The sequence below is a fragment of the Ferrovibrio sp. GW821-FHT12F09 genome (genome assembly GCF_058806775.1).
This window is the reverse complement of the sequence record NZ_JBXAPZ010000001.1, coordinates 1479334-1505948: the sequence shown is the minus strand read 5'-3', so window position 1 is coordinate 1505948 and position 26615 is coordinate 1479334. Positions and strand designations below refer to the sequence as shown.

At 61.8% G+C, this 26615-nt stretch carries 23 protein-coding genes; 2 read left to right on the top strand and 21 right to left on the bottom strand.

Annotated elements, in window-relative coordinates; all coding sequences use genetic code 11:
- Positions 1-41: 41 nt before the first annotated feature.
- The 21 genes from add to AC1ROB_RS07375 form a co-directional block, all read right to left on the bottom strand.
- Entirely contained in the window at positions 42-1043 is a 1002-nt protein-coding gene (add, locus tag AC1ROB_RS07475; RefSeq protein ID WP_492971825.1) for an adenosine deaminase, read from the bottom strand.
- Positions 1040-1936: a phytanoyl-CoA dioxygenase family protein gene (locus tag AC1ROB_RS07470; RefSeq protein WP_492971826.1), complete on the bottom strand. Its 897-nt coding sequence runs from the start codon at positions 1934-1936 to the stop codon at positions 1040-1042. The genes add and AC1ROB_RS07470 overlap by 4 nt, the downstream gene beginning before the upstream one ends.
- Positions 1933-3156, bottom strand: coding sequence for a phosphopentomutase (locus AC1ROB_RS07465; RefSeq protein WP_492971827.1), 1224 nt, complete (start codon positions 3154-3156; stop codon positions 1933-1935). Before AC1ROB_RS07465 ends, AC1ROB_RS07470 begins: the two co-directional genes overlap by 4 nt.
- Positions 3153-4517, bottom strand: coding sequence for a thymidine phosphorylase (gene deoA, locus AC1ROB_RS07460; RefSeq protein WP_492971828.1), 1365 nt, complete (start codon positions 4515-4517; stop codon positions 3153-3155). The genes AC1ROB_RS07465 and deoA overlap by 4 nt, the downstream gene beginning before the upstream one ends.
- Positions 4517-5341 (bottom strand): purine-nucleoside phosphorylase, encoded by an 825-nt coding sequence (locus AC1ROB_RS07455; RefSeq protein WP_492971829.1) that lies wholly within the window; start codon positions 5339-5341, stop codon positions 4517-4519. Before AC1ROB_RS07455 ends, deoA begins: the two co-directional genes overlap by 1 nt.
- On the bottom strand, positions 5338-5766 hold the full coding sequence (gene cdd, locus AC1ROB_RS07450; protein WP_492971830.1) for a cytidine deaminase: 429 nt from the start codon (positions 5764-5766) through the stop codon (positions 5338-5340). The genes AC1ROB_RS07455 and cdd overlap by 4 nt, the downstream gene beginning before the upstream one ends.
- A gap of 2 nt (positions 5767-5768) precedes the next feature.
- Positions 5769-6743 carry an ABC transporter permease gene (locus tag AC1ROB_RS07445; RefSeq protein ID WP_492971831.1) on the bottom strand — a complete coding sequence of 325 codons (975 nt, stop codon included), beginning with the start codon at positions 6741-6743 and terminating at the stop codon, positions 5769-5771.
- A gap of 3 nt (positions 6744-6746) precedes the next feature.
- On the bottom strand, positions 6747-7877 hold the full coding sequence (locus AC1ROB_RS07440; RefSeq protein WP_492971832.1) for an ABC transporter permease: 1131 nt from the start codon (positions 7875-7877) through the stop codon (positions 6747-6749).
- On the bottom strand, positions 7874-9406 hold the full coding sequence (locus AC1ROB_RS07435; RefSeq protein ID WP_492971833.1) for an ABC transporter ATP-binding protein: 1533 nt from the start codon (positions 9404-9406) through the stop codon (positions 7874-7876). Before AC1ROB_RS07435 ends, AC1ROB_RS07440 begins: the two co-directional genes overlap by 4 nt.
- A gap of 82 nt (positions 9407-9488) precedes the next feature.
- Positions 9489-10493, bottom strand: a complete 1005-nt coding sequence (locus AC1ROB_RS07430; RefSeq protein ID WP_492971834.1) for a BMP family lipoprotein — start codon at positions 10491-10493, stop codon at positions 9489-9491.
- A gap of 38 nt (positions 10494-10531) precedes the next feature.
- The gene (locus AC1ROB_RS07425) at positions 10532-11524 is read right to left on the bottom strand and encodes a BMP family lipoprotein (RefSeq protein WP_492971835.1); all 993 of its coding nucleotides are present in this window, start codon (positions 11522-11524) and stop codon (positions 10532-10534) included.
- Positions 11525-11531: 7 nt separating this feature from the next.
- Complete coding sequence (locus tag AC1ROB_RS07420) at positions 11532-13901, bottom strand: aldehyde dehydrogenase family protein (protein ID WP_492971836.1); 2370 nt, start codon at positions 13899-13901, stop codon at positions 11532-11534.
- Positions 13902-13903: 2 nt separating this feature from the next.
- Positions 13904-14926, bottom strand: a complete 1023-nt coding sequence (gene deoC / locus AC1ROB_RS07415; RefSeq protein ID WP_492971837.1) for a deoxyribose-phosphate aldolase — start codon at positions 14924-14926, stop codon at positions 13904-13906.
- Positions 14895-16001, bottom strand: coding sequence for a sugar-binding transcriptional regulator (locus tag AC1ROB_RS07410; RefSeq protein WP_492971838.1), 1107 nt, complete (start codon positions 15999-16001; stop codon positions 14895-14897). The genes deoC and AC1ROB_RS07410 overlap by 32 nt, the downstream gene beginning before the upstream one ends.
- A 112-nt stretch (positions 16002-16113) precedes the next feature.
- Positions 16114-17127, bottom strand: a complete 1014-nt coding sequence (locus AC1ROB_RS07405) for an ABC transporter substrate-binding protein (protein ID WP_492971839.1) — start codon at positions 17125-17127, stop codon at positions 16114-16116.
- Between the two features lie 38 nt (positions 17128-17165).
- Entirely contained in the window at positions 17166-18287 is a 1122-nt protein-coding gene (locus tag AC1ROB_RS07400) for an ABC transporter permease (protein WP_492971840.1), read from the bottom strand.
- A complete protein-coding gene (locus AC1ROB_RS07395; RefSeq protein ID WP_492971841.1) occupies positions 18284-19207 on the bottom strand; it encodes an ABC transporter permease in 924 nt (307 codons plus the stop codon). The genes AC1ROB_RS07400 and AC1ROB_RS07395 overlap by 4 nt, the downstream gene beginning before the upstream one ends.
- Entirely contained in the window at positions 19188-19997 is an 810-nt protein-coding gene (locus AC1ROB_RS07390; RefSeq protein WP_492972211.1) for an ABC transporter ATP-binding protein, read from the bottom strand. Before AC1ROB_RS07390 ends, AC1ROB_RS07395 begins: the two co-directional genes overlap by 20 nt.
- 66 nt (positions 19998-20063) lie before the next feature.
- The gene (locus tag AC1ROB_RS07385; RefSeq protein WP_492971842.1) at positions 20064-21299 is read right to left on the bottom strand and encodes a Zn-dependent hydrolase; all 1236 of its coding nucleotides are present in this window, start codon (positions 21297-21299) and stop codon (positions 20064-20066) included.
- 31 nt (positions 21300-21330) lie between these two features.
- Positions 21331-22608, bottom strand: coding sequence for an NAD-dependent dihydropyrimidine dehydrogenase subunit PreA (preA, locus tag AC1ROB_RS07380; protein ID WP_492971843.1), 1278 nt, complete (start codon positions 22606-22608; stop codon positions 21331-21333).
- A gap of 12 nt (positions 22609-22620) precedes the next feature.
- The gene (locus AC1ROB_RS07375; RefSeq protein WP_492971844.1) at positions 22621-24006 is read right to left on the bottom strand and encodes an NAD(P)-dependent oxidoreductase; all 1386 of its coding nucleotides are present in this window, start codon (positions 24004-24006) and stop codon (positions 22621-22623) included.
- A 178-nt stretch (positions 24007-24184) separates the two neighbouring features.
- Here AC1ROB_RS07375 and AC1ROB_RS07370 point away from each other — a divergent pair, with 178 nt between their 5' ends.
- Positions 24185-24985, top strand: a complete 801-nt coding sequence (locus tag AC1ROB_RS07370) for a TetR family transcriptional regulator C-terminal domain-containing protein (RefSeq protein ID WP_492971845.1) — start codon at positions 24185-24187, stop codon at positions 24983-24985.
- 122 nt (positions 24986-25107) lie between these two features.
- Complete coding sequence (gene hydA / locus AC1ROB_RS07365; protein WP_492971846.1) at positions 25108-26559, top strand: dihydropyrimidinase; 1452 nt, start codon at positions 25108-25110, stop codon at positions 26557-26559.
- Positions 26560-26615 lie beyond the last annotated feature (56 nt).

The following is a 26615-nucleotide window of genomic DNA, read 5'->3' as shown; positions in this document are numbered from 1 at the left end:
TTTTACCCATAACCTTGCCCTCCTGTTTTCCCAATAAAATGTTACAATCTCTGCGCTTTCGATGCGCGAACTCGCTGTTTCAGGCCGTCCCGCAGATCGGCATCGGCGAATGCCGCGTCCAGAGCTGTTTCGGTAATCGCCGTCAGCGCGGCGGCATCGAGGCCGAAATCAATCACCGCCGCAGCATATTCCCGCCCGATCGAAGTCTTGAAGAAGGGCGGATCATCGGAATTGAGGGTAACCCGCACACCGGCATCGAGCAGGCGGCGCAGCGGATGCGTGGTGACATCCGGGTAAAGGCCCAGTGCCAAATTGCTGCCGGGACAAACCTCCAGCGTGATGCCACGACGTACCAGATCCCGGACCAGGGCCGGATCTTCGCTGGCCCGCACGCCATGGCCGATGCGGGCAACCGGCAGGCAGCGGATCGCATCGCGCACGCTCTCCGGGCCGCCCACTTCCCCAGCATGCACTGTGCAGGGATAACCCGCATCGGCTGCCATCCGGAAAGCTGGTGCAAAATCCTCACACCGGTATTGCAGTTCATCGCCGCCCATGCCGAAACCGACAACATAGGGATGCGGTTCTGCAATCATGCTCCGCACCACAGCGCCCGCACGATCCGGTCCCAGATGGCGCACGCAAGTCACGATGATTCGCCCGACAATATCGAATTCGGCATGGGCAGCGTCGATTCCGGCAGCCAGACCCGCCAGATGATCGGCGTAGCTCATGCCGACGGCCGCAGCATGATCGGGTGAAGAGAAAACCTCGACATAGACCGCGCCTTCGGCGGCGCAGTCGGCGAGGTAGCGGTACATGATATCGCGGTAATCTTCCGGCCGGCGCAGGCAGGCGCTGGCGCCGTCATAGGCCCGCAGGAAGCTGCCGAAATCATGCCAGGCATAATCCGTATCGCCATGAAAGAGGTCGTCAGCCAGAATGATGCCGTTCCGCGCCGCGATATGGCGCACCAGTTCCGGCGCGATCGCCCCTTCGATATGGCAATGCAGCTCGGCTTTCGGCAAGGCTGCGATACTCATGCGAAACCCCGGGGCGGCAGATCCGGTCGCTGCAGCCAGTTCTCGGCCGGATAAGCCGCCACGCCATCGATCAGATGCAGGGCATAGGCATGACGCGGCAGCGTCGAATGGTTGGCGCCACTCGCATGGGGCAGCAGGCCATGCAGAACGATCAGGCTGCCGCGCGGCGCTTCCAGCAGCACCGGATCGGTCGACGGCCAGGGTGCAGGAGACTCATCGACCATGCGGGCCGTATTGCCCTCCCGGACGAACCGTTGCCGCAGCGGGCCGCGATGCCCGCCGGCCAAAGCGACCATGCAACCATTCTCGGCTGTGGCATCATCCAGAGCCAGCCAGAAACCGACGACACTGGAAGGTCGGGTGTAGAGGAAGCTCGCATCCTGGTGCCAGCCAACCTCTGCGCCGATCTGCGGCTGCTTGAAGATATACATCGACTGCAGCAATACCGGCGCCTGCAGGCCAAGATCGGCAGCCAGCGCCGCACAGTGCGGGGAACGGGAAAAAGCGTTAAAAACGGGATCAAGATCATGCAGCGCATGGCCGACCTTGTTAATCGTCAGCGCCTTGTCGCGGGTCAGATTGCCGGATGCATCGAAAGCGTCGGGCTCGAAGAAGAACCGGACCTTGTCGCCAGAATGCAGAAAATAGCGATCATCGCCATGGGACTGGTCGGCAGCCGAAAACACGGTGCGGATGCCGGCCGGATCGAACTGCTCCACCAGAACCGCCATGCGCTGCTGCAGGGCATCGCAGTCCTGAGATGTCGCAAAGCCATCCAGGATCAGGAAACCGTCACGAGCGAAAGCCGCTTTCATATCAGCGTCGAGACGCCCATCCGGCCGGGCTGCGAAACGCTGCCGCGCAGGTGTGGCGATGGAGGCTGCAATCGTCATGGGAAACAGGGTTCGCCATATTTTAGCGGGGCGATCCCAAAATGGCCTGCCAGAGTCTGCCCCATATCGGCAAAACTACGACGCAAGCCCAGATCGCGGCTATGCAGGCCAGGACCAAACCACAGCATCGGCACATGTTCACGCGTATGATCACTGCCGGGCCAGGTCGGATCACAGCCATGATCGGCCGTGATCAGCGCAAGATCACCGGGCCGCATACGAGCCTGAAATTCTGGTAAACGCCGGTCGAAGGCTTCCAGGGCGGCGGCATAGCCGGCCACATCGCGGCGATGGCCGAACAGGCTGTCGAAATCGACAAAATTGACAAAGACCAGGCTGTTATCGGCGGCCGTATCAGCCTGTGCCAGCAATGTGTCGAACAGAGCCATATTGTCTTTGGCGGCAATCTTCTGCGCGATGCCGCGATGGGCAAAGATATCCGCAATCTTGCCGACCGAAATTACCTGACGGCCGGATGCCGTCAACCGATCCAGCAAGGTGTCGTCATGTGGCGGTGTCGTCAGGTCTTTTCGGTTGGCGGTGCGCTGGAAGGTATCGGGCGTTTCACCGATAAACGGCCGGGCAATCACACGGCCGATATTGAAGGGCTCCAGCAGCGCCTTGGCTGCCTTACAGACGTCATACAGACGTTGCAGACCGAAATACTGCTCATGCACCGCAATCTGGAACACCGAGTCCGCCGAGGTGTAACAGATCGGTTTGCCGGTACGGATATGTTCCAGCCCCAGCTCCTTGATGATCTCGGTGCCGGAAGCATGGCAATCACCAAGAATCCCGGGCAGGTCGCACCGTTGCATCAGAGCAGCGATCATGTCCGGCGGGAAGCAGGGCGTGGTGCGCGGAAACAGGCCCCAATCAAACGGCACCGGCAAACCGGCCATTTCCCAGTGGCCGCTCGGCGTGTCCTTGCCGACACTGCATTCAGCCGCGCAGCCATAGGCGCCGGTAATTGCGCCGTCGAATTCCAGTCCGGGCGGCACGCGTCCGGTGCTGGTCCTGGCGGCCAGGCCAAGACCAAGGCGCGCGAGATTGGGGAGATGCAGCGGGCCCTGGCGCAGGCCCGGCTTGTCGGCCCGGCCATTGCTGCACCAGTCCGCAATATGGCCAAGCGTATCAGTACCCAGATCGCCATAGGCTTCGGCATCGCCGGCAGCGCCCAGGCCAAAGGAGTCCATCACCAGAATAAATGCGCGCGTCATGGTACCGGCTCCTGTACCCCCTGCTGCGTCATTACTCCTGCATCAATGCGCGCCCGGATCACCGGACTCGCCGCCACGGCTGCATCCCCAATGCTGATTGCGGCCTGCAACTCGACAATGGCGGCAGCGGCAGCGGCTTCGGTGGCAGCATGAACCATGGCCAGCGGCGCCCCCGCCTGCACGGCTGAACCAACGGGCTGAATATGGGTCAGACCCACGCCCAGGTCGATAGTATCGCTGGCGCGTCGACGCCCGCCGCCCAGACCAATCACGGCCACCCCCACGGCGCGAGCATCCATACCCTGGATATAACCCGCTTTTGGTGCTGGGCAGGGCCGCCGCACCGGTGCCGATGGCAGATAATCTGCAGCTTTGGTCAGGATATCTGCCGGACCTCCGAGCGCCATGACCATGCGGGCAAAATGTTCCGCAGCCTGACCACCGGCCAGCGCCGCCTCCGCCTGCTGCAGTCCCTGCTGAACCGATGCCGCAAGACCACCGAGCACCAGCATCTCGGCCGCCAGCGCCATGACCACCGCATGCAGACGCGGCTCCCGGCTCCCGGGGTCGACAAGATAGGCAATGGTTTCCGCGACCTCGACAGCATTTCCCGCAGTATGACCCAGCACCTGATCCATATCGGTGATCAGCGCGACGGTTGGCAGGCCGGCGCCATTAGCAACCGCGACAATGCTTTCAGCCAGTGCCTTTGCCATGGCCGGGTCTGCCGCGAACGCACCCGAACCGGTTTTCACATCCATCACCAATCCACCAAGGCCGGCGGCCAGCTTTTTCGACAGGATGGAAGCAGTTATCAACGGGATCGATTCCACCGTCGCCGTCACGTCGCGAATGGCATAGAAGCGCCGGTCGGCCGGCGCCAGATCGTCAGTCTGGCCGATGATGGCGCAGCCAGCCTGCTCCACGACACGACGAAAAGTGGGCAGATCCGGATTGGTAGCGTAACCAGGAATGGAACCCAGCTTATCGAGCGTACCGCCGGTATGCCCCAGACCACGACCAGAGATCATCGGCACAAAACCACCGCAGGCCGCCACGATGGGCGCCAGCATCAGGCTGACCTTGTCGCCGACGCCGCCCGTCGAATGTTTATCCAGGATCGGCCCCGGCAGCCGGAGATCCTGCCAATCAATCACACGACCCGACTGCGTCATCTCGCGGGTCAGCGCTACACATTCAGCGCGGGTCATGCCGCGAAAGAATACCGCCATGGCAAAGGCAGCCACCTGTCCTTCGCTCAGGCTGTTGTCCGCAATGCCGCGCACCATGAAGGCAATCTCTTCGGGTGAGAGCGCCATATTATCGCGTTTGCGACGGATGATTTCCTGCGGCAGCAGCATCACACGGCCTCCCGCGTTACGGCCGCCGCAAGGAAAGCCTTCAGGATCGCCTGCATGTCGGCGGCAGCCTGGCGCGCTACTGTCACCGTCTGCTCATGGCTCAGCCTGACGCTGCTCATTCCCGCCGCCGCATTGGTGATGATCGACAGCGCCGCCACCGGCAGGCCGAAATAGCGCGCGAGGATCACTTCCGGAACGGTCGACATGCCGACGGCATCGGCGCCCAGGACCTTGGCGGCGCGGATTTCCGCCGGTGTTTCAAAACTCGGCCCGCAGAACCAGATGTATGTGCCTTCATGCAGCTGCACGCCGGCCGCATGCGCGGCCTCCTGCAGGCGGCGACGCAGGGCCGGATCATAGGCATCGACCATGTCGACAAAGCGGCGGTCGCTGGTACGATCGAACAGCGGTGAAACACCGGTGAAATTGATATGATCGGTGACCAGCATGATGCTGCCCGGCGACATATCCGACTTCAGGCTGCCCGAAGCATTGGTCAGCAACAACGCCTCGCAGCCGATCTGTTGCAGGACCTCGATCGGCAGGGCCATCGCATCGGCACGGCCATGCTCGTAGTAATGCGAACGGCCCTGCATCAGGGCAACCGCACAACCGCCGGCATGGCCCAGCACTAGCCGGCCGGCATGCCCGCCAACGCCGGGTTGCGGGAAGCCCGGCAGGTCGACATAGGCGACTTCGGCCAGTTTCTCGATGGTATCGGCAAAGCCGCCAAGCCCCGAACCCAGCACGATACCGTAGCGCGGCCTGAACCCGGCCGGCACGGCCGCACGAATCGCAGCCAGGGCAGCGGTCTGCGCGCTCATGACCGCCTGCCTTTCGGACTGAGGTTTTTCGGCCCGAAAGAGACCGGCAACAAGGCACCGAACGTGAAGCTCTTGCGCCAGCCGCGTGGCCCGCAGATATGCACAGCAACACTGTCGGCCGAGAATTCACGGAGGCGCTGGCGGCAGCCGCCGCAGGGTGTGACCAGGGCCGTGCCTTTGCCCATGACCAGGATTTCGGCAATACGGCGTTCGCCATCGCCCACCATGGCGGCTATCGCCGAGGTTTCCGCGCACCAGCCCTGTGGATAGGCGGCGTTTTCGATGTTGCAGCCGGCATAAAGCTTGCCGTTGCCGCCACGCAGCACTGCGGCCACGGGAAAATTGGAATATGGCGCATAGGCACGGCCCAGCATCTGGCGCGCCATGGCAATCATTTCTGCAGAAGGACGGGGAAGCGCCGCCATCGTCAATGCTCTTTCTGATAAGGAATGCCGGCGGCTTTCGGCGCGGTGGCGCGCCCGACAAAACCAGCCAGCAGGATGACGGTCAGCAGATACGGCAGGACCTGTATCGCCTGCACCGGAACCTCGCCGAACGAACCCAGCCGCACGCCCTGCAACCGGATCGCCACGGCGTCGATAAAACCGAACATCAGGCAGGCGCCGAGGGCCGGCACCGGCTTCCACTTGCCGAAGATCATCGCCGCCAGCGCAATGAATCCCTGTCCGGCGCTCATGTCGCGGCTGAAGGCGGCATTCTGGGCAATCGACAGATAGGCACCGGCGACACCGCTGAGCAGGCCACAGATCAGCACGGCCCGGAAGCGCAACCAGGCGACCGAGATGCCGGCAGTATCGACCGCCAGCGGCACTTCGCCGACCGCGCGCAGGCGCAGACCGAAGCGCGTATGATTCAGCCCCCACTGCGCCAGCGGTACGCTCAGGAAGGCGACATAGACCAGAAGGTTATGCCCGCCGATCAGATCGGCATAGATCGGCCCGAGCACGGGAATGTCTGCCATGGCCGAACTGCCGGGCAAGGTGTTCGGCATGAACCGGGCTTCAGGCGGCAGCGATGGCGTCTGCCCGCCGCGGCGGAACCAGGCCATGCCGAATACGATGGTGAGTCCGGAGACCAGGATGTTGATGGCCACGCCGCTGACCACCTGGTTACCGCGATAGGTGATGCAGGCCAGCCCATGCAGCAGCGCAAGGATCTCGGCAACAATGACTGCCGCCGCCAAGCCTGCCCAGGCAGAGCCGGTTACAGCCGCCATAGCCGCCGCCGCAAAGGCCGCGGCCAGCATTTTACCTTCCAGACCGATATCGATGATCCCGGCGCGCTCGGAAAACAGACCACCCATGGCACAGAGGATCAGTGGCGTCGCCACCCGCAGGGTGGCGGCCAGGATCGGGATCAGGCCGGTGACGAAATCGTCCATCACTCAGGCTCCCTGACGCATGGCCGGCCGCCAGTCACGCTGCAGCAAACCAAACAAGGCCTCGAACCATGGCCGTGTCATATGCGCCAGCGCCCCCGAGAACAGGATCACCAGCCCCTGGATCACCACCACCATTTCGCGGGTAATCGTCGGAAATTCGAAAGCCAGTTCCGCTCCGCCCTGCTGCAACGCGCCGAACAGCACACTGGCGAGAACAACGCCGAGCGGATGGTTTCGCCCCATGAGGGCCACAGCAATACCGGTGAAGCCATAACCGGCGGTGAAACTGAGAATCAGCCGGTGCTGTACACCAAGCAGTTCATTGACCGCCATCATACCGGCCAGTGCCCCGGATACCGCCATCGTCAGCATAATCATGCGGCGTGCATTGACGCCGGCATAAATGGCGGCCTGCAGATTCTGCCCGATGGCGCGCAGCTCGAATCCCCAACGGGTATGCCAGAGGAAGATCCAAAGGCCGGCACAGCAGGTCAGAGCCAAAAGCAGCGACAGGTTCAGCGGTGATTCTCCCATGCCGATCCCCAGGCCAAGCAGCACTTTATGCAGCAGAGGCAGGCTGGCGGCCACGGCGAACGGACGGCTTTCCGGCGACATCGTGCCCGGCGCGATCAGGATGTTGACCGTCAGGTAAACCATCAGTGCGGCGGCAATGAAGTTGAACATGATGGTGGTTATGACGATATGGCTGCCGCGATAGGCCTGCAGATAGGCCGGCACCAGCGCCCAGGCCGCACCGCCCGCAGCGGCGCCCAGAATGGCCAGCGGTACCAGCAGCGTACCGGGCAGGATACGATCCAGCGCCAACACGACCAGCGTGGTGCCCAGGCCGCCGATATAGGCCTGCCCCTCGCCGCCGATATTGAACAGCCCGGCATGGAAGGCCGCCGCCACGGCCAGGCCGGTGAAGATGAAATTGGTGGCGTAATACAGCGTATAGCCAATGGCCTCGGGGTAACCGAAAGCGCCGAACAGCATGATGCTGACCGCATCGAGCGGGTTGACCCCGACCGCCAGAACAATCAATCCGGCAACCAGCAGGGCGAGCATGACATTCGCCAGTGGGATCAGGCCGATATCGACCCAGACCGGCAGGGGCCTGCGCGGCTGGCTCATGATGCGGCCTGCATGGTGATGGCATCCTGCGGCGGCCAGGCATTGGCCATCATCAGGCCGAGCGTACGCTCGTCTGCCGCCGCGCCATCGACTTCGCCGACGATGCGGCCACCGAACATCACCAGAATACGGTCGGCCAGCGACATGACCTCGTCAAGTTCGACCGATACGATCAGGATCGCGCAACCGGCCTTGCGCAGGCGCAACAGCTCGCGATGAATGAATTCGATGGCGCCGATATCGACGCCACGGGTCGGCTGGCCGATCACCAGGATATCCGGACGGCAGTCGATTTCGCGCGCTAGGATCAGCTTCTGCTGATTACCACCGGAAAAGCCCGCCGAATGCAGATCCGGGCGACGCGGCCGTACATCATAATGCTCCATCAGGCCGGCGCAGTGCTTCACCATGGCCTTGCGGTTCAAAAGCGCTCCGCGATTGAACCGGCCGTCGCGGTGGTAGCCTAGAATCGCCGTTTCGTCGGCCGAGAAACTGCCGACCATGCCGTAGCGGTGCCGGTCTTCCGGCACATGGGCCAGTTTCAGCGCCCGCATTTCCGCCGGATCGGCAGGATGCAGGATATCGATACGTCGGTCACCGATCTGCAGGCAGCCTGAATCCGGCGGGCGGATGCCGGACAGAATTTCCAGCAGCTCGCTTTGCCCATTGCCTGAGACGCCGGCGATGCCAAGGATCTCGCCAGCCCGTAATTCCAGACTGACCTGATCCAGCAAGGTAACGCCGCGGCGGTCTCGCAGACTGATCGATTGCGCTGCCAGCATGACCGCACCCGGCTTCGGAGCCTCGCGGTCGAGCTCCAGTCTCACCTTGCGCCCGACCATCAGTTCGGCCAGTTCCTCACGATCGGTCTGCGCCGTCTTGCGGCGGGCGACCACTTCACCCTGGCGCATAACATAAACCGTATCCGTAATCGCCATGATCTCACGCAGCTTGTGCGTGATCAGGATGACGGTAACGCCACGCTGCCGCAGCATATCGAGGATGCGGAACAACTGATCCGTCTCCTGTGGCGTCAGCACGCCCGTCGGCTCATCCAGAACCAGAACCTTGGCGCCGCGATACAGGACTTTCAGAATCTCGACACGCTGCTGCTCGCCGACCGGCAGATCATCGATCACGGCATCCGGATCTATCCTGAGGTCATATTCACGCCCCAGACGCTCAAGCTCACGACGGGCGGCGGCCTTGCCACGGCGCAGCAGCGGTCCGGCTTCAGATCCCAGGATAACATTCTCCAGAACCGTGAAGGGCCCGACCAGCATGAAATGCTGATGCACCATGCCGATGCCTGCGGCAATTGCATCATGGGGCGCCCCCATGGCCAACGGCCGTCCTTCAACGAGAATCTCGCCGCTATCGGCCTTGTAAAGGCCGTACAAAATACTCATCAGCGTGGATTTTCCAGCGCCGTTCTCGCCGATGATACCGGTGATCGAGCCAGCCTCGACCGACAGCGTCACGCCGCGATTGGCATGCACCGTTCCGAACGACTTATGGATATTCCGCAATTCGATAGCCGGCGGAGCTTGTGACCCCGCCGGCGATATCGAAGCTGGCATTGCGCCGGACATATATGTCCGCCCGCTCTCGTTACGACGAACAGGCGTTGTTGCTCATATAATCATGCACCTTGATTTTGCCCGAGATGATGTCGGCCTTGGCGGCATCGATCTTCGCCTTCATATCGGCACTGATCAGCTTCTCATTATACTGGTCATAAGCCCAGTCAACGCCACCTTCCTGTAGGCCGAGCACGGTTACGCCAGCCTGCCAGCTGCCGGCCGCCGCCGTCTTGAAGCTGTTATACGCGGCCAGATCCACACGCTTCACCATCGAAGTCAGCATGGTGCCTGGATGCAGGTGGTTCTGGTTCGAGTCGACGCCGATGGCGAACTTGCCGCGATCCTTGGCCGCCTGATACACACCGATGCCGGTGGCACCGGCGGCAGCGAAGACAACATCGGCACCGCGGTCGAACTGGCCCTTGGCCAGTTCACCGCCACGGCCCGGATCGTTCCAGGCGCTGGGCGTCGTGCCGGTCATATTGGCCAGAACCTCGGCTTTGCTGTTGGCGTATTTCACGCCCTGCTCATAGCCGCACTGGAAGCGCCGGATCAGCGGAATGTCCATACCGCCAATGAATCCGACCTTGGCGGTCTTGCTGGCCAGAGCCGCCGCAACGCCCACAAGGAAGGAGCCTTCATGCTCCTTGAAGAGAACCGACTGTACATTCGGGAGTTTCACCACGCTGTCGATCAGGGTGAAACGAATCTTGGGGAATTCAGTCGCCACCTTCTCGACAGCCTTCGCCTGCGAGAAGCCGACACCGACGATCGGATCCTGCCCGCGCTGGGCAAAACGGCGATGCGCCTGCTCGAACTGGGTTTCGTTATTGACCTCGAATTCGGCATAGGCCGTGTTGGTCTCGGCCTTGAATTTGTCGACACCCATGGCGACGCCTTCATTGAAGGACTTGTCGAACTTGCCGCCCATGTCGAAGACGACGGCAGGCTTGATATCGGCGGCCTGCGCGGTGACGGCGAAAGCCAGGAATGCGGCTGTGCCGAGTGCGGTTTTTGCAAACATCTTGGTCATGATTCTATTCTCCTCTTTCCCTGTTATCGGCAGCCTTGTTATGGCGTGCATTTGTTGTTGCTGACGTAATCATGCACACTGATCCTGCCGGCGATGATGTTGGCTTTCGCGGCCTCCACCTTGTCTTTCATCGCCGCACTGATCAGCTTTTCGTTATGCTTGTCATAGGCCCAGTCGACCCCGCCCTCTTTCAGGCCCAGAACACTGACGCCGGGTTTCCAGCTATCCGTCCGCGCATCGTCGAAGCTGCGGTACACAGCCAGATCGACGCGCTTTACCATCGAGGTGAGAACCGTGCCAGGATGCAGGTGATTCTGGTTGGAATCGACGCCGATGGTCAGCTTGCCGTTATCCTTGGCTGCCTGCATGGCGCCGAGGCCGCTGGTGCCGGCGGCGGCGAAGACCACGTCTACGCCACGGTCGAACTGGGATTTTGCCAGTTCCGCCGCGCGCCCTGGATCGGTCCAGGCCGCCGGTGTGTTGCCGGTGGAATTGTAGATCACAGTTAGAGCCGGATTGACCGACTTCGCCCCTTGTTCATAACCACAGAAGAATCGACGCACGAGCGGAATATCCATGCCGCCGACCATGCCGATGGCGCCGCTTTTTGACGCCATGGCGGCTAACACCCCGACCAGGAACGATCCCTCATGCTCGCGGAACAGGACCGACTGCACATTGGGCAGATCAACCACTGTATCGATCACCGAGAAGCGAAGTTTCGGATATTCGCGGGCAACAGCCGTCAGCGCTGCATTCTGGAAAAAGCCGACTCCGACAATCGGATCGCTGCCGCGCTGGGCGAAACGCCGATGCGCCTGCTCGAACTGCGCTTCATTGGAGACGACGAATTCGAGATATCCAATACCGCGATCCGCCTTGAACTTCTCAGCCCCGCGATATGCGGCTTCATTGAACGACCCATCGAACTTATCCCCGATGGAATAGACAATTGCCGGTTTGATATCGGCCGCTTCCGCCGCCCCGATACAGCTCAGCGAAACTGCTGCTGCCAGTGCTATCCGCCGCATGCTTCCCTCATTCGCCATAAGGCACCCAGATATTTTTTACCTGGCTGGCCTGCTGCAGGAACAGCCGCCCCTCGCCATCGGCATCGTCAAGCCAGTTGCGCTGACCCGCAGCTTCCTCCGACCAAACCCGCTTGAGATTGCCGGCCGAAGCCTCCTCGACCCGGCGGCAACCTTCGGCCGTGCCGAAATACCAGAGGGCGTCGACGTCCTGGTGATCGGCGAGCACACGAGACAGGTCGTCACGGAGACCGGTAACGATATTGACCACTCCAGCCGGCAGATCAGAGGTATCCAGCACCTGGTAGAAATCCGTCGCCAGAAGCGGATGCCGTTCGGAAGCGAGCACTACGGTGCGGTTACCCATGGCAACAGCCGGAGCCCAAAGAGATACGAAGGATAGCAGCGGCGCCTCATCCGGGCATGCGATCCCGATCACACCCATCGGTTCGTTCATGGCCAGCACGATGCCGCGCAAGGGGGGATTGCGCACCGCTCCGTCATATTTGTCGGCCCAGGCGGCGGCCGAGAACAGGCGGCGGATACTGGCATCCACTTCGGTCCGGGCGGCGGCGCGTGTGGTACCCGCAGATTGCATCAGACGATCGGAAAATTCATTGCGCCTTACCGACAGATTCTCGGCGCAGTAATAGAGGACCTGCGCGCGGGCATGACTGCTGGTCGCCGACCAGTTTTCAGCCTTGCGTGCCGCTTCGACGGCATTGCGGATATCCTTACGATTGCCGTCGGCCACGTGGCCTAGTAGCCGTCCGGATGCATCATGAACCGCCCGGCTATACCCGCCATCAGGTCGCACCTGCTGACCGCCGATGTAGAGTTTGGCTGTACGATCGATACCAGATTCCACAGGAACGGCCGCGACAACCGATGCCGCGGTGGCGATGCGGCGCTTCGCTTTCACTGGCGCCAGATATTCCAGCATGCCTTCGCGACCACCCTCGCGACCGAAACCGGACTCGCGATACCCGCCGAAACCGCTGGCCGCATCGAACTGGTTGGTGCAGTTGATCCAAACTACGCCCGCCTTGAGCTTGGGCGCGATCTCGAGCGCAAGATTAATATTCTCGCTCCAGATGCTCGCCGCGAGGCCGTAGCGCGTGTTGTTGGCCAGTGCAATGGCCTCTGCCGGCGTACGGAACGTCATGGCCACCAGAACCGGGCCGAAGATTTCCTCCTGCGCCACGGCCATCGCGGGCTCAACATCCGTCAGCAGCGTCGGCGGATAGAAACACCCTCCTGCCATGTCCACCCCGCCCGCACAGAAAAGGGTCGCCCCTTCGGCAACGCCGCGCTGCACCAGAGTATCAATGCGATCACGCTGCACGGGTGAAACAATGGCGCCGATATCGGTCGATTTGTCGAGCGGATCGCCAACACGCAGGGTCTGCATCCGGGCACGAATCTTGGCGTAAACGGCTTCGGCAACGGTTTCCTGCACCAGCAGGCGCGAACCGGCGCAGCAGACCTGGCCCTGATTGAACCAGATGGCATCCACCAGGCCTTCGATTGCCCCATCCAGATCGGCATCGTCGAACAGGATGAATGGCGATTTGCCGCCAAGCTCCAGGCTCAACTTCTTGCCGCTACCCGCAGTCTGGACACGAATCTTGCGGCCAACCTCCGTCGAACCCGTGAACGCAATCTTGTTGATATCAGGATGCCGCACGATCAACTCGCCCACCGCGCCATCGCCGGTGACGATATTGACAACACCTTTGGGCAGGCCCACAGCCTGACAAAGCTCGGCAAACAGCAAAGCCGTGAGACTGGTGTCTTCCGCTGGCTTCAGAACGACGGTATTACCGGCCGCCAAAGCCGGTGCGATCTTCCAGGCCAACATCAAGAGCGGGAAATTCCACGGGATCACCTGCCCCACAACACCCAGCGGCTCGTAACCTGGAAATTCCGCGTTCAGTAACTGCGCCCAGCCCGCGTGATGATAGAAATGCCGAACCACCAGTGGAATATCGATGTCGCGGGTTTCACGGATCGGCTTACCGTTGTCGAGCGTTTCCAGCACCGCCAATAGACGTGCCTGCTTCTGCACCTGGCGCGACAGGGCATACAGATGCTTCGCGCGGACATGACCGCCAAGCCGCGCCCAGCCCGGTTGCGCCTTGCGGGCTGCCGCAACAGCCGCATCCACATCCACCGCCGTGGCAGCCGTGATCTGTGCCAATTCACGGCCGGTTGCCGGGTTATTGCTGGCGAAGGTACCCGCGACCGCGCTCCGAAACTCACCATCGATGAACAGACCGAAACGACGGCCATGCTTTTCCAGCCACGCCTCGGCCTCGACTGTGCTTTCCGGTGCCGGGCCATATTCCATGGTCTTCATCAAGGCAGAGATCTTGCTCATGGTCAGGCCATCGGATGGCGATGCGCCGCGGAATAGCCACCGCTGGCATGGTGTTCAAGCTGGCGCTCGATGTCGTTCAGGAGGCTGGACGCGCCAATACGGAACAAGTCAGGCTGCAGCCAGGGCAGGCCAAGCTCTTCCTTCATGAGAATCTGATACTGCATGATATCCTTGGCCGTACTGATGCCCCCGGCCGGCTTGAAACCGATCTTCTGGCCGGTCATTTCCTGATAACCGCGGATCATGCGCGCCATTATCAGCGCAAAGGGCAGCGTGGCATTCACGGCCTCCTTGCCGGTCGAAGTCTTGATGAAATCGGCGCCCGCCATCATGCAGACCATCGAGGCGCGCGCTACGTTTTTCAATGTTCCCAGATCGCCGCAGCCCAGAATGGCTTTGACATGGACAGGGCCGCAGGCGCTGCGGAACGCTCTCATTTCTTCATACAAGCGCCGCCAGTTTCCGGTCAGCACCAGAGAGCGGTCGATAACGATATCGATCTCCTCCGCGCCGGCCGCGACAGAGGCTTCGATCTCCCGGACCCGCAGGTCGAACGGCGACAGGCCGGCCGGAAAACCGGTGGATACGGCAGCCACAGGAATGCCACTGCCCTGCAGCGCTTCGACCGCCGTGGGCACCATGGCGTGATAAACGCAGACGGCGCCCACAGCGATCCCCTGATCGGCGACACCCAATTGCTCCAGCAGGTCACGGCGTACAGGCTGACGCGCCTTGGCACAGAGCCGACGCACCCGGCCCGGCGTATCGTCACCCGACAGTGTTGTCAGGTCCATGCAGGTGATGGCCTTGAGCAGCCAGGCGGCCTGCACATCTTTTTTCACGCTGCGGCGACCCGGCAGGCTGGCAATGCGGCGTTCGACCGCGCTGCGGTTGACGCGGATACGGTCGACCGGGTCCATATCGAACGGCAGGCCCGGATTACGGTGATGCTCACCGCCGCCATGCACCGGTGCGCCATGACGGCGCTCGCGGTTAAGCGGCGCGACCTTTTGCGCTTCGGCCATTATCCGCTCCGGATTTCTGTTTCATCAGGGCAACGATCTCGGTTGCCGCTTCCTCATCCACCACCAAATCGCTGATCGCGCCGGTTCGAAGGGCCGCAAGGATGGCTTTGGCTTTCTCGGCCCCGCCGGCAAGGGCGACGACGCGCCGCCCCTTGAGGTCGTCAATACCAAGTCCGACAGACAGGCGATTGAGCCCCGAGGCCACCGGCCGGCCGTTGGCGTCGATAAAACTGCCCATCAGGTCGCCAACCGCGCCCTGGGCACGCAGCTCGGCCCATTCCCGCTCATTCAGCATGCCGATCTGGCGCAGATGCGCATCTGCTTCCAGGCTGCCGATCCCGATCAGGACCAGGTCAGCATGCCGGGCCAGCTCCAGCATATCGCCGACACTTTTCTGCGCCAGCAGCACTTTTTTCTCGGCTTCGCTGGAGGCCAGATACGGCACCGGCAGGAAAAACCCCTGCGCCTTGGTTCGATCGGCAAGACGCAGCACGATATCGAGCGGATTGGCCGCCAGATTGCGGTTCAGACTGCCCGAGACAGCAACCACCCGCAGATCCGGGCGCTCCAACTCCGGCATATGCTGTACGACAGCCGCGAGTGAGCGGCCCTTGCCGACACCGACCACCGATATCTTGTCGCCGGACAGCATGTGATGGAGCAGTCGCGCGCCTGCCGCCCCGATGGCGGCAAAAGCCGTGTCGCGATGCTCGCTCTTGCGGCCGAGCGACAGGGAGGGGGCGACAGCGCAGCTTTGCAGACCGAAACGGGCCGAGAGTTCGTCTTCAATGGCCGCGCATTCGGCGGGCACGCCCTGCACAAAAACCTTCACCAGGCCACGGCGCAGCGCTTCGGCGATCAGGCGATGGGCCTTGGCCTGGGAAACCCGCAGACGATCGGCGATCTGCTGCTGGGTATAGCCACCGATATAGGAGAGCCACGCAGCCCGCGCAGCCAGACCCAGCTCGTCATCGTCGAGAGCGGGCGGGGCAGAAGCAGGTGTGCGCCTGGCCATGATTAAAATTTTGCCTCGTAAAATTTTATTCAACCTGCCCGGAGTCGCGGCCGGAGTCAATGAAATTGCGGGTTTTCGAGACTTGGCTGTCGCCGGGGAAAGCAAAAAAAGCGGCGACGCATTCCTGCGCCGCCGCCGCGATTATCAGGCGGGTTTTACCCCACCGAACAGACTACTTGACGTATTTCTTCGACGCCTCAAATACGGCATGGGTCCAGGCGCCGTCCGGCTTCTTGGTGATTACCGGGTCCGACTTCACGGACAAGAGGATATCCACCGTCCGGTTGAAATCAGCCGGATCGAGATAGCCGGTGCCCATCTTCGAGCCTTCGACCAGTTTGGCAATCTCGCCCATCATGCGTTTCTGGTGCTTTTCCGTCTGCGCCCCGGTGGTGTCGTTATCCAGCACGACCTTGGCTGCCGCATCTGGATTCTTCACCGCCCAGTCCCAGCCTTTGTTCGAGGCCGCGACGAAACGCGCCAGACGATCAGCATAAGCCGCATCGCCGAGCTTCGCGCCGTTGGCATAAATGCCGTCTTCCATCGTGCCAACGCCCTGTTCGCTGTACTTGAACACGATGAGATCGTCGGTTTTGAAGCCGGCATCGATGACCTGCCAGTATTCATTGTAGGTCATGGTCGAGACGCAATCGGCCTGCTTCTGGATGATCGGATCGACGTTGAAGCCCTGTTTCAGCACCTTGACGCCCTTGGCGCTGCCATCGGTCGGCACGCCAAGCTTCGCCATCCAGGTCAGGAAGGGATACTCATTGCCATAGAACCAGACGCCCAGCGTACGGCCGGGGAAATCTGCCGGCGTCTTCACGCCGCTGGCCTTCGAGCAGGTCAGCATCATGCCCGACTTCTGGAAGGTCTGCGACACGTTGACCAGCGGCACGCCTTTCTCACGGCTGGCCAGCGCCGACGGCATCCAGTCGATGATCGCATCGGCACCGCCGGCTGCCATCACCTGCGGCGGCGCGATATCCGGGCCGCCCGGCTTCACGGTGACATCAAGGTCGACTTCCTTGTAGAAGCCCTTGTCCTTGGCGACGTAATAGCCGGCGAATTGCGACTGCGTCACCCATTTCAACTGAATGGTGAACTTGTCTGCGGCGAGCGTCGAACTCCCTGCCGCCATGACGGCTGCCCCCAGGGTCAGCCCGAGAATTGCACTGTGTTTCATTGGTATTCTCCTCTCCTGTCTGGAACTCGGTAAGACTGTTAAGACGCTTTACGGAATGAGGGATGCCAGAAGGTCAGCCACCGTTCGACCAGCGCGATCAGGCCGTAGCTGGCCGAACCGGCGAGGGCCGCCACCGCAATAGTGGCCCAGACGGTGGGAATGTTCATGCGGCCGACTTCGGTCGATATACGGAAGCCCATGCCAATGATCGGGGTGCCAAAGAATTCAGCCACGATGGCGCCAATCAGCGACAACGTCGCGTTGATTTTCAGGGCATTGAAAACGAATGGCAGCGCGGCCGGCAGCCGCGCGCTCAGCAGCGTCTGCAGGTAACTGGCGGCATAGGTCGTCATTAGATCACGCTCCATACGACCCAGCGCATTCAGCCCGGCAATGGTGTTCACCAGCATCGGGAAAAAGGTCATGATCACGACGACGGCAGCCTTCGACTGCCAGTCGAAGCCGAACCACATCACCATGATCGGCGCCACGCCGATGATCGGCAGCGCACTGACCAGATTGCCGACCGGTAGGAGCCCGCGCTGCAGGAATGGTACGCGGTCAACCAGAACGCCCAGCAGGAAGCCTGCGGTCGACCCCACAATAAAGCCTGGGATGACGGCACGAACGAAAGTCTGCATGAAATCGACGCCCAGGATCGGCAGGTTCGCCCAGATGGCGTGACCGATGGCGCTGGGCGGCGGCAGCAACACGGCCGGCACAGCGAAACCGACCACGATCATTTCCCACAGATAAAGCAGCCACAGTCCGAACAGCAGCGGCGCGAGGCTGGCGGCGATCAGCCCGCGCCTGGCCGCAACCAGAACGCTGACGCGCTCCAATGCGCGCCAGACCAGCAGGCCGAGAGCGAACAGGCCGCACCAAAGGCCCGCGGCATCAAAACTCTTTGCTCCGCGCAGCATCAGTCCGTAAAGCACGATAGCGCCGGCAATACTGGCCGTCACCGAAAGGCCGGAACCGACAGAGGTCGCAGGCGGCCGCAGGACGAAGACAGCCATAGCCATCAGCACGGCCAGCCAGATCGCCAACAATACCGGCTGTAATAGCCAGCCGGTATTGCCTAACGGCAAAAATAACGCGCCAACGCTGCAAAGCAGGGCCAGCGCCAGAACACCATCGCGACGGCGCGCCGTTGTCATGCCGCCTCCCCGAAGCGACGGGCGATGCCGCGCTGGATCGCACCGATGAGGCCGACACAGGTGCCGGCCAGGATCGCCGCCATAATCAGCGCAGACCAGATCTGCACGGTCTGGCCGTAATAGGATCCGGCCAGCAGACGCGCGCCGAGACCGGCTTGCGCACCGGTCGGCAATTCGCCGACGATGGCGCCAACCACAGCCAGGGAAATCGCCACCTTCAGGCTGGTAAACAGGAATGGCAGCGAGGCCGGCATGCGCAGATAACGCAGGGTCTGGCCGGTAGATGCGGAATAGGTGCGCATCAGATCCAGATGGATCGGTTCGGGCGAGGTGAGCCCCTTCACCATGCCGATGGTGACCGGGAAGAAGCACAGATAAGCGGAAATGATCGACTTCGGCAGCAGCCCGACCATGCCAAGCGAGCCGAGTACCACCACGATCATCGGCGCAATGGCCAAGATCGGCACGGTCTGCGAGGCGATGATCCAGGGCATCAGGGCGCGTTGCAGGCTGGCGACATGGACGATGGCAATGGCAAGGCCGATGCCCAGCAAGGTGCCAAGCGCGAAACCGACCAGGGCGGATTCTAGTGTGACCCAGGCATGGTAAACAAGGCTGCGGCGCGAGGTGACTGCAGTTTGCAGCACCGTACGATCCAGTTCCGCCACCACCTGATGCGGCGCCGGCAGCACCGGCCGCTCCATCTCCATGGTGTCACGGACCAGATCACTCCAGGTCCAGGCCGCACGACCGGCACGCTCGTAACGGTCCAGCACCTGCGGAGCATTCAGCTTGACCGTCCCGATATACCAGGCCCCCAGAATAAACAGCAGGACGGTCAGAATCGGCAGCGCCGCCCCGTGTCGCAGCCGGGTCGAAAATGCGGCAGCAGCCGGTATCTCAGACCTGATGGTCGTCATAGCTGTGTCCCGCCCGAAGGCCTTCGCGCACCCGATGGGCAATGGCAACGAATTCAGGCGTCTCGCGGATATCGAGCCGGCGGTCGCGCGGCAGGTTGCTGTCGATCACATCGATGATCCGGCCAGGTCGCGGACTCATCACCACGATCTTAGTGGAGAGGAAGACCGCTTCCGGGATCGAATGGGTGACAAACAGCAGCGTCTTTCCGGTGCGCCGCCACAGGCCAAGCAGCTGTTCGTTCAGATGATCGCGAATAATTTCATCCAGCGCGCCAAACGGTTCATCCATCAGCAGGAGCTCAGGATCGACCGACAAGGCGCGCGCAATGGAGACGCGCTGCTGCATGCCGCCCGAAAGCTGCCAGGGGAATTTCTTTTCGAATCCGGTGAGATTGACCAGGTCAAGCACCCGCTTCGCCCGCGCCAACCGCTCCACCTTGGGCAAACCGATGATTTCCAGCGGCAGCGTGATATTCCGCTCCACACTGCGCCAGGGATAGAGCGCCGGCGCCTGGAAGACATAGCCATAGGCCCGATCCAGTCGTGCGGTTTCCGGACTGACACCGTTCACCTGCACCGTACCGCCCGTCACCTGCTGCAGATCGGCGATCACGCGCAGCAATGTCGTCTTTCCACAACCGGACGGACCAATGAAGGACACGAACTCGCCCCGGCCGATGGTGAGATTCACGTCTGATAGCGCATAGACCGGTGTATCAGCAGTCTGGAACACCAGGTTCACGCCTGCAATCTCGACCGCCGGCGTCACAGCAGCGGCAGCCACCGGCATAGCCTTCGCCGCGGATGTCATATCGGACTGTTCCATGGCTACAGCCATTGCCGCCTGTCTGTCCGTTCAGGCCGCATGGACCAGCATCGCCCGGAGCAGCACGTTGCAACCGGCGGCAAGGTCTGTCGGCGTGGCCGATTCCACTTCGTTATGGCTGATGCCGTCGGCACAAGGCACGAAGACCATGCCGGTCGGGGCCACACGGCTGATATAGCCGGCATCGTGGCCAGCGCCCGAGACAATGTCGCGATGAGCATAGCCAGATTCTTCGGCTGCCTTCCGCACGGCAGCAATGCACTCCTTGTCATAATGGATCGCCGGCGAATTCCAGATTTCCTTGCACTCATAGGTCAGGCCAAGGTCGCCGCAGACCTCAGCGCAAGCCGTATGCAACGCCTTGGACATCCTGGCCAGGTCGTCCTCGAAAGGATGACGCAGGTCAACGGTGAAGAAGACCGTTCCCGGGATGGTGTTGCGCGAATTCGGGCTGACTTTCACCAGGCCTACCGTGGAAACGCCCGGCTTGTTTTCAAGCGCAATGGCATTCACCCGTTCCACGATACGCGCACAGCCCAGCATCGCATCCTTGCGCCGCGGCATCGGCGTCGTGCCGGCATGGCTTTCCGCACCGGTCACCGTCACCTCGAACCAGCGTATGCCCTGAATACCCTGCACGACACCGATGGTTTTCTGGTCGGCTTCCAGGATCGGGCCCTGCTCGATATGGGCCTCGAAGAAGGCCTTGAACTTGCGTCCACCGACCGGCAGATCGCCGAAATAGCCGATGCGCTTCAGCTCGTCGCCGATGGTCTTGCCATCCAGATCGGCGCGGCTGTGTCCGTATTCTTCGGTGAAGACGCCAGCGAAAACACCTGATGCCACCATGGCCGGCGCGAAACGCGAGCCTTCTTCATTGGTCCAGACCGATACCTCCACGGGTGCTTCGGTTTCGAAATTATGGTCGTTGAGGGTACGAATCACTTCAAGTCCCGCCAGCACGCCGTAGACGCCATCGAATTTGCCACCGGTCGGCTGGGTGTCGAGATGACTGCCGGTCACCACCGGTGGTAGGTCATTGTTGCGACCCGGACGGCGCGCAAAAATATTGCCCATGCGATCGACGCTGATGGTGCAGCCGGCGTCCTTGCACCAGCGCACGAAAAGGTCCCGCCCCTCGCGATCCAGGTCAGTAAGCGCCAGTCGCGCGCAACCACCCTTGGCCGTTGCGCCGATCTTGGCCATTTCCATCAGGCTGTCCCACAGGCGATCCTGATTGACCTGGATATTCTTTGCACTCGCCATTGCCATACTCCTTCAATCTCCGGCCGACGGCCTATTCGGCAGCCGCCCGCATCGGGTTATTCGGGTGCTGGGTCCAGTTCTGGTAAATGCTGCCGTCATCCACGCGCTTCATAGTGATGCAGCCTTCGACCGGGCAGACATGCAGGCACAGGTTACAGCCGACGCAGTCGGCATCGACAACGCTGTATACGCGCCCGCCATCGGCGCGGCCGGCCGTGATCGCCTGATGCGAGGTATCCTCACAGGCGATATGGCACAGACCGCATTTGATGCATTTGTTCTGATCGATCTCGGCAACGATCTGATAGGCCAGGTTGAGATTTTTCCACTCGGTGATATTGGGCACCGCCAGGCCGCGGAAGGCATCCAGCCCGCCATAGGCCTTGTCATCCATCCAACGTGCGAGGCCATCCGCCATATCGTCGACGATGCGGAAACCGTAATGCATGGCCGCGGTGCAGACCTGCACGTTCCCCGCACCCAGTGCCATGAACTCCGCTGCATCGCGCCAGCTCTCGATGCCACCAATCCCGGAAATCGGAATGCCGTGGCATTCCGGATCGCGGGCGATCTGCGCCACCATGTTCAACGCAATAGGCTTCACGGCCGGACCGCAATAGCCCCCGGAAGTGCCCTTGCCATCCACGGTCGGCGTGGGCGCCATCACGTCGAGATCGACGCTCACAATGGAGTTGATGGTATTGATCAGGCTGACGGCATCGGCGCCGCCGCGCACAGCTGCGCGCGCCGGCCCCAGAATATTGGTTATATTGGGTGTGAGCTTCACGATCACCGGCATGCGGCTGTACTGTTTGCACCAGCGGGTGACCATCTCGACATAGTCCGGCACCTGGCCGACGGCAGCGCCCATGCCGCGTTCCGGCATGCCATGGGGGCAGCCGAAATTCAGCTCGACGCCATCGGCGCCGGTATCCTCCACGCGCTTCAGGATTGCCTTCCAGGCATCCTCCTCGCAAGGCACCATCAGCGACACCACCAGGGCCCGGTCCGGCCAGTCGCGCTTGACCTGCTTGATTTCCTGCAGGTTGATCTCCAGCGGCCGATCGGTGATCAGTTCGATATTGTTCAGGCCGGCAACACGATTGCCCTTGTAGGAATAGGCGCCATACCGCGAGGAGACATTGACGATCGGCGGACCGTCTTCGCCCAGGGTCTTCCATACGACACCGCCCCAGCCGGCCTGAAAGGCGCGCACGACATTATAGGCCTTGTCGGTCGGCGGCGCCGAAGCGAGCCAGAAGGGATTGGGGGAGCGAATACCGGCAAAGCTGCTGCTGAGACTGGCCATGATGCACCTCCCTCAGGCTGCCGCGCGCTGGATCAGCGCACGATTGATCGATTCGGCAGCGAGTTTGCCGGCCTGCACGGCAGCAACCGTCAGGTCCTGCCCACCGGCAACGCAGTCGCCACCGGCCCAGACCTTCTCCAGAGAGGTGCGGCCCTCGGCATCGGCGATGATGCGGCCCTGTTTCAGCTGTAGCAACTCGCGGCCGCTCTCGCTAAGCGGATCCGCCACAAAGGTCTGACCGATGGCCTTGAAGACCATGTCGGCGTCCAGGGCGAAGGTCTCGCCAGTGCCCGTCAGCGTGCCGTCCTTCAATGCGGTGTATTCGAAAATGGCGCGGCGCACATGGCCGCCCTCGCCGTCCAGCCGCACCGGCTGCGCCCAGAGGCGGATTACAACGCCGTTTTCCTTGGCAAAAGCCTGTTCATGGTCAGTGGCGCTCATGCTCTCCGCACCGCGGCGGTAGACCAGAGTCACTTCCTCGGCGCCCAGCCGCTTGATCTGCACGGCAATATCGATGGCGGTATTGCCCCCGCCGATCACGACGACACGTCGCCCCACCGGCAGCGCCGACAGGTCTTCCGCCTGGCGCAGATCGGCAATGTAATCGACAGCATTCATGACGCCCTGCAGGACCTCACCATCGCAGTCCAGCGCTTTCACGGCCCCAAGGCCAAGCCCGAGGAATACCGCGTCATAGTCACGACGCAGGGCGGAGAGCCGGATATCGCGACCCAGCAACTTGCCTGTTTCTACCGTGATGCCGCCGATGCCGAGCACAAAATCGATCTCACGGCCGGCATAGCCATGCGGCACCTTGTATTCCGCCACGCCTGTGCTGTTCAGGCCGCCCAGAAGCGGCCGGGCCTCGAACACCGTCACGTCATGGCCCAGCAGCGCCAGGCGATGGGCGCAGGCCAGTCCGGCCGGGCCGCCACCAACCACGGCAATGCGGTTTCCGGTGGAGGCGGCACGGGTGAACGGGTGCTGGTTTGCGGCCGTGCCATGATCGGTGGCGTAACGCTGTAACAGTCCGATCGGGATGGGCTTGCTTTCCTCGGTCATACGTACGCAGGAGCGTTCGCACAGGATTTCGGTCGGGCAGACACGCGCACAGGAGCCGCCGAAGATATTCTGTTCGTAGATGCGGAGCGCAGCGCCGGCGACGTTACCGCTGGCAATCTTGCGGATAAACCCCGGAATATCGATGCCGGTCGGGCAGGCCTCTATACAGGGCGCGTCATAGCAGAAATAGCAGCGGTTCGATTCGATCAGAGCCGCCTGCTGGTCCAGGGACGGCACTGCCGCATCGAAATGCGCCTCATAATCACTGGGTGTCAGCCTTCCCGGCCGGATGTCCGGGGCGGTGGATGCACCACTGACTTCATGCTCGTTCGCCATGACCTGCTCCCCCCGTAGGTCTGCGTCGACATCTGCATGGATCGATCCCTCATCGAACCATGCCTCGCAAAAAGAATGCCGCCGCGCCCTCAACGCTGCCGCTCTTCCTGCATTGCATGGCGAGGCTAGGATTTTCTTGACCAAACGGTCAAGTCCGGATTTTGTTATGTCCGCGTGATTGCAGCAGGCGCTGATGCGCCGATGTAATCCGCATAAGGAATCTGCATCACCGCTGTGCATTTGCACGCCAGTTGGGCAAAACGGATACCGGAACGGAATGGCAGGCAAAGCGATCCAAAAGAAGACGACGCGCAATCGGGCGGCGAATGACGATGCCGGCAATGGCAACGGGCAGGCTGGTGCAATCCGTCGCCGCAACGTTGAGAAAATACTCAAGGCTGCTGAATCTGTCTTTGCCAAGAAAGGCTTCGCTGGCACCAGCACCGCGGAGATCGCCGTCAAGGCCGGGATGCCCAAAGCCAACCTGCACTATTATTTCCGCACCAAGCAGGATCTGTATGCCAGCGTGCTCGATGCCATCCTGGGCGTCTGGCTCGATGCGCTGGATGAGGAAATCCAGCCCGATGCCGATCCCGCAACAGCACTCGGCAACTATATCGCGCGCAAAATGGCGGCCTCGCAGCGGTCTCCCGAACCGTCGCGCCTCTGGGCCATCGAAGTGATCGGCGGCGCCCGCCATGTGCAGCCCTTCCTGCGCAACCGCTTGCGCCGGCTGGTAAAAGAGAAAAGCACGGTGATCGACGGCTGGATCGCCGCCGGCAAGATCAGGCCGATTGACCCGGCGCATCTACTGTTCACGATCTGGGCGATGACCCAGCATTACGCCGACTTCGCGGCCCAGATCGGCGCGGTTCTGGACAAGAAAAGCCTTGATGATGCCGTGTTCAGCAACGCTACCGAAACCGTCCGCAGCCTGATTCTCAACGGCCTCGGCGTGAAGATGAAAGTGCGGCGCTGAATGCCGATAATCTATGCAGGCCGCCGCGCGATTGCGCAGTTTGAAGCTGCAACGATTTTCTTGACCGTTTGGTCAGGCCATGAGTGAATGGGTTAAACGTCGCAAAGCTGTGGGAGGCTAAGATGGCGGTCTTGGTACGCGGGGGTACAGTCGTCAACGCGGATTTCAGTCAGCGGGCCGATGTGCTGATTGATGGCGGCACGATCAAAGCCGTCGGCGCCAATCTGGAAACGCCGGCCGGTGCCGAGGTCGTGGACGCCGGTGGCGCCTATGTCATGCCGGGCGGCATTGACCCGCATACCCATATGGAACTGCCTTTCATGGGCACGACAGCGTCGGAGGATTTCTTCTCCGGCACCACTGCCGGCCTGGTCGGCGGCACCACCATGATCATCGACTTCGTCATCCCCGACCCGCAGGAAAACATCCTCTCGGCCTACAAGAAATGGCGTGGCTGGTCGGAGAAATCCGCTGCCGATTACAGTTTCCATGTCGCCATCACCTGGTGGGATGAAAGCGTCCAGAAGGACATGGGCACACTGGTGCAGGAGCATGGCGTCAACAGCTTCAAGCATTTCATGGCCTACAAGAACGCCATCATGTGCGAGGACGAGGTGCTGGTGAACAGCTTCCTGCGCGCCCGTGAACTCGGCGCGCTCTGCACCGTGCACGCCGAGAATGGCGAACTGGTTTTCCACCTGCAGAAAGAGATCCTCAAGGCCGGCATCACCGGACCCGAAGGCCATCCGTTGTCGCGCCCCCCCGAGGTCGAGGGCGAGGCCGCCAACCGCGCCATCCGCATCGCCCAGGTGCTGAACGTGCCGCTCTATATCGTGCACAATTCCTGCCGCGAGTCGGTGGAAGCCATTATCCGGGCCCGCAACGAAGGCCAGCGCGTCTTCGGCGAGGCTTTGGCCGGCCATCTGCTGGTCGACGACAGCGTCTACCGCAACCCCGATTTCGCCACGGCCGCAGCTTACGTGATGAGCCCGCCCTTCCGCGCCAAGGAGCACCAGGCTGTTTTGTGGCGCGCCCTGCAGGCCGGCCATCTGCAGACAACGGCGACCGATCATTGCTGCTTCTGCGCCGACCAGAAGGCGATGGGCCGCAACGACTTCACCAAGATCCCGAACGGCACCGGCGGCGTCGAAGACCGCATGCATGTGCTGTGGCATCATGGCGTCAACAAGGGTCGTCTGACGCCGAATGAATTCGTCGCCGTCACTTCGGCCAATGCCGCCAAGATCTTCAACCTGTATCCACGCAAGGGCGTGATCCAGCCTGGCGCCGATGCCGATCTGGTAGTCTGGGACCCGAAGAAGACCCGCCGCATCTCAGCCAAAACCCACCACCAGAAGATCGACTTCAATATCTTCGAGGGGATGGAGGTCGAAGGCATCAACACGGTGACGATCTCGCAGGGCAAGATCGTCTACAAGGACGGGGACGTCCGCACCGTGAAGGGCAGCGGTCGCTATATCAACCGCCCGCCTTTCGCGCCCTATTACGATGCGCTGAATCGCAAGGCCGCCCTGGAACAGCCCAAGCCGGTGCTGCGCAGCGCCGCAGAATAGCCTTGCGGCGATCGAACTGCGCCTTCACGGCGCAGTTCATCCGGCATCATCATAGA

Excerpts from the sequence above, each read along its gene's own strand:
- add (WP_492971825.1), bottom strand. The coding sequence starts at position 1,043 with ATGAGTATCGCAGCCTTGCCGAAAGCCGAGCTGCATTGCCATATCGAA.
- AC1ROB_RS07470 (WP_492971826.1), bottom strand. The coding sequence starts at position 1,936 with ATGACGATTGCAGCCTCCATCGCCACACCTGCGCGGCAGCGTTTCGCA.
- AC1ROB_RS07465 (WP_492971827.1), bottom strand. The coding sequence starts at position 3,156 with ATGACGCGCGCATTTATTCTGGTGATGGACTCCTTTGGCCTGGGCGCT.
- deoA (WP_492971828.1), bottom strand. The coding sequence starts at position 4,517 with ATGCTGCTGCCGCAGGAAATCATCCGTCGCAAACGCGATAATATGGCG.
- AC1ROB_RS07455 (WP_492971829.1), bottom strand. The coding sequence starts at position 5,341 with ATGAGCGCGCAGACCGCTGCCCTGGCTGCGATTCGTGCGGCCGTGCCG.
- cdd (WP_492971830.1), bottom strand. The coding sequence starts at position 5,766 with ATGGCGGCGCTTCCCCGTCCTTCTGCAGAAATGATTGCCATGGCGCGC.
- AC1ROB_RS07445 (WP_492971831.1), bottom strand. The coding sequence starts at position 6,743 with ATGGACGATTTCGTCACCGGCCTGATCCCGATCCTGGCCGCCACCCTG.
- AC1ROB_RS07440 (WP_492971832.1), bottom strand. The coding sequence starts at position 7,877 with ATGAGCCAGCCGCGCAGGCCCCTGCCGGTCTGGGTCGATATCGGCCTG.
- AC1ROB_RS07430 (WP_492971834.1), bottom strand. The coding sequence starts at position 10,493 with ATGACCAAGATGTTTGCAAAAACCGCACTCGGCACAGCCGCATTCCTG.
- AC1ROB_RS07425 (WP_492971835.1), bottom strand. The coding sequence starts at position 11,524 with ATGCGGCGGATAGCACTGGCAGCAGCAGTTTCGCTGAGCTGTATCGGG.
- AC1ROB_RS07420 (WP_492971836.1), bottom strand. The coding sequence starts at position 13,901 with ATGAGCAAGATCTCTGCCTTGATGAAGACCATGGAATATGGCCCGGCA.
- deoC (WP_492971837.1), bottom strand. The coding sequence starts at position 14,926 with ATGGCCGAAGCGCAAAAGGTCGCGCCGCTTAACCGCGAGCGCCGTCAT.
- AC1ROB_RS07405 (WP_492971839.1), bottom strand. The coding sequence starts at position 17,127 with ATGAAACACAGTGCAATTCTCGGGCTGACCCTGGGGGCAGCCGTCATG.
- AC1ROB_RS07400 (WP_492971840.1), bottom strand. The coding sequence starts at position 18,287 with ATGACAACGGCGCGCCGTCGCGATGGTGTTCTGGCGCTGGCCCTGCTT.
- AC1ROB_RS07395 (WP_492971841.1), bottom strand. The coding sequence starts at position 19,207 with ATGACGACCATCAGGTCTGAGATACCGGCTGCTGCCGCATTTTCGACC.
- AC1ROB_RS07390 (WP_492972211.1), bottom strand. The coding sequence starts at position 19,997 with ATGCCGGTGGCTGCCGCTGCTGTGACGCCGGCGGTCGAGATTGCAGGC.
- AC1ROB_RS07385 (WP_492971842.1), bottom strand. The coding sequence starts at position 21,299 with ATGGCGAGTGCAAAGAATATCCAGGTCAATCAGGATCGCCTGTGGGAC.
- preA (WP_492971843.1), bottom strand. The coding sequence starts at position 22,608 with ATGGCCAGTCTCAGCAGCAGCTTTGCCGGTATTCGCTCCCCCAATCCC.
- AC1ROB_RS07375 (WP_492971844.1), bottom strand. The coding sequence starts at position 24,006 with ATGGCGAACGAGCATGAAGTCAGTGGTGCATCCACCGCCCCGGACATC.
- hydA (WP_492971846.1), top strand. The coding sequence starts at position 25,108 with ATGGCGGTCTTGGTACGCGGGGGTACAGTCGTCAACGCGGATTTCAGT.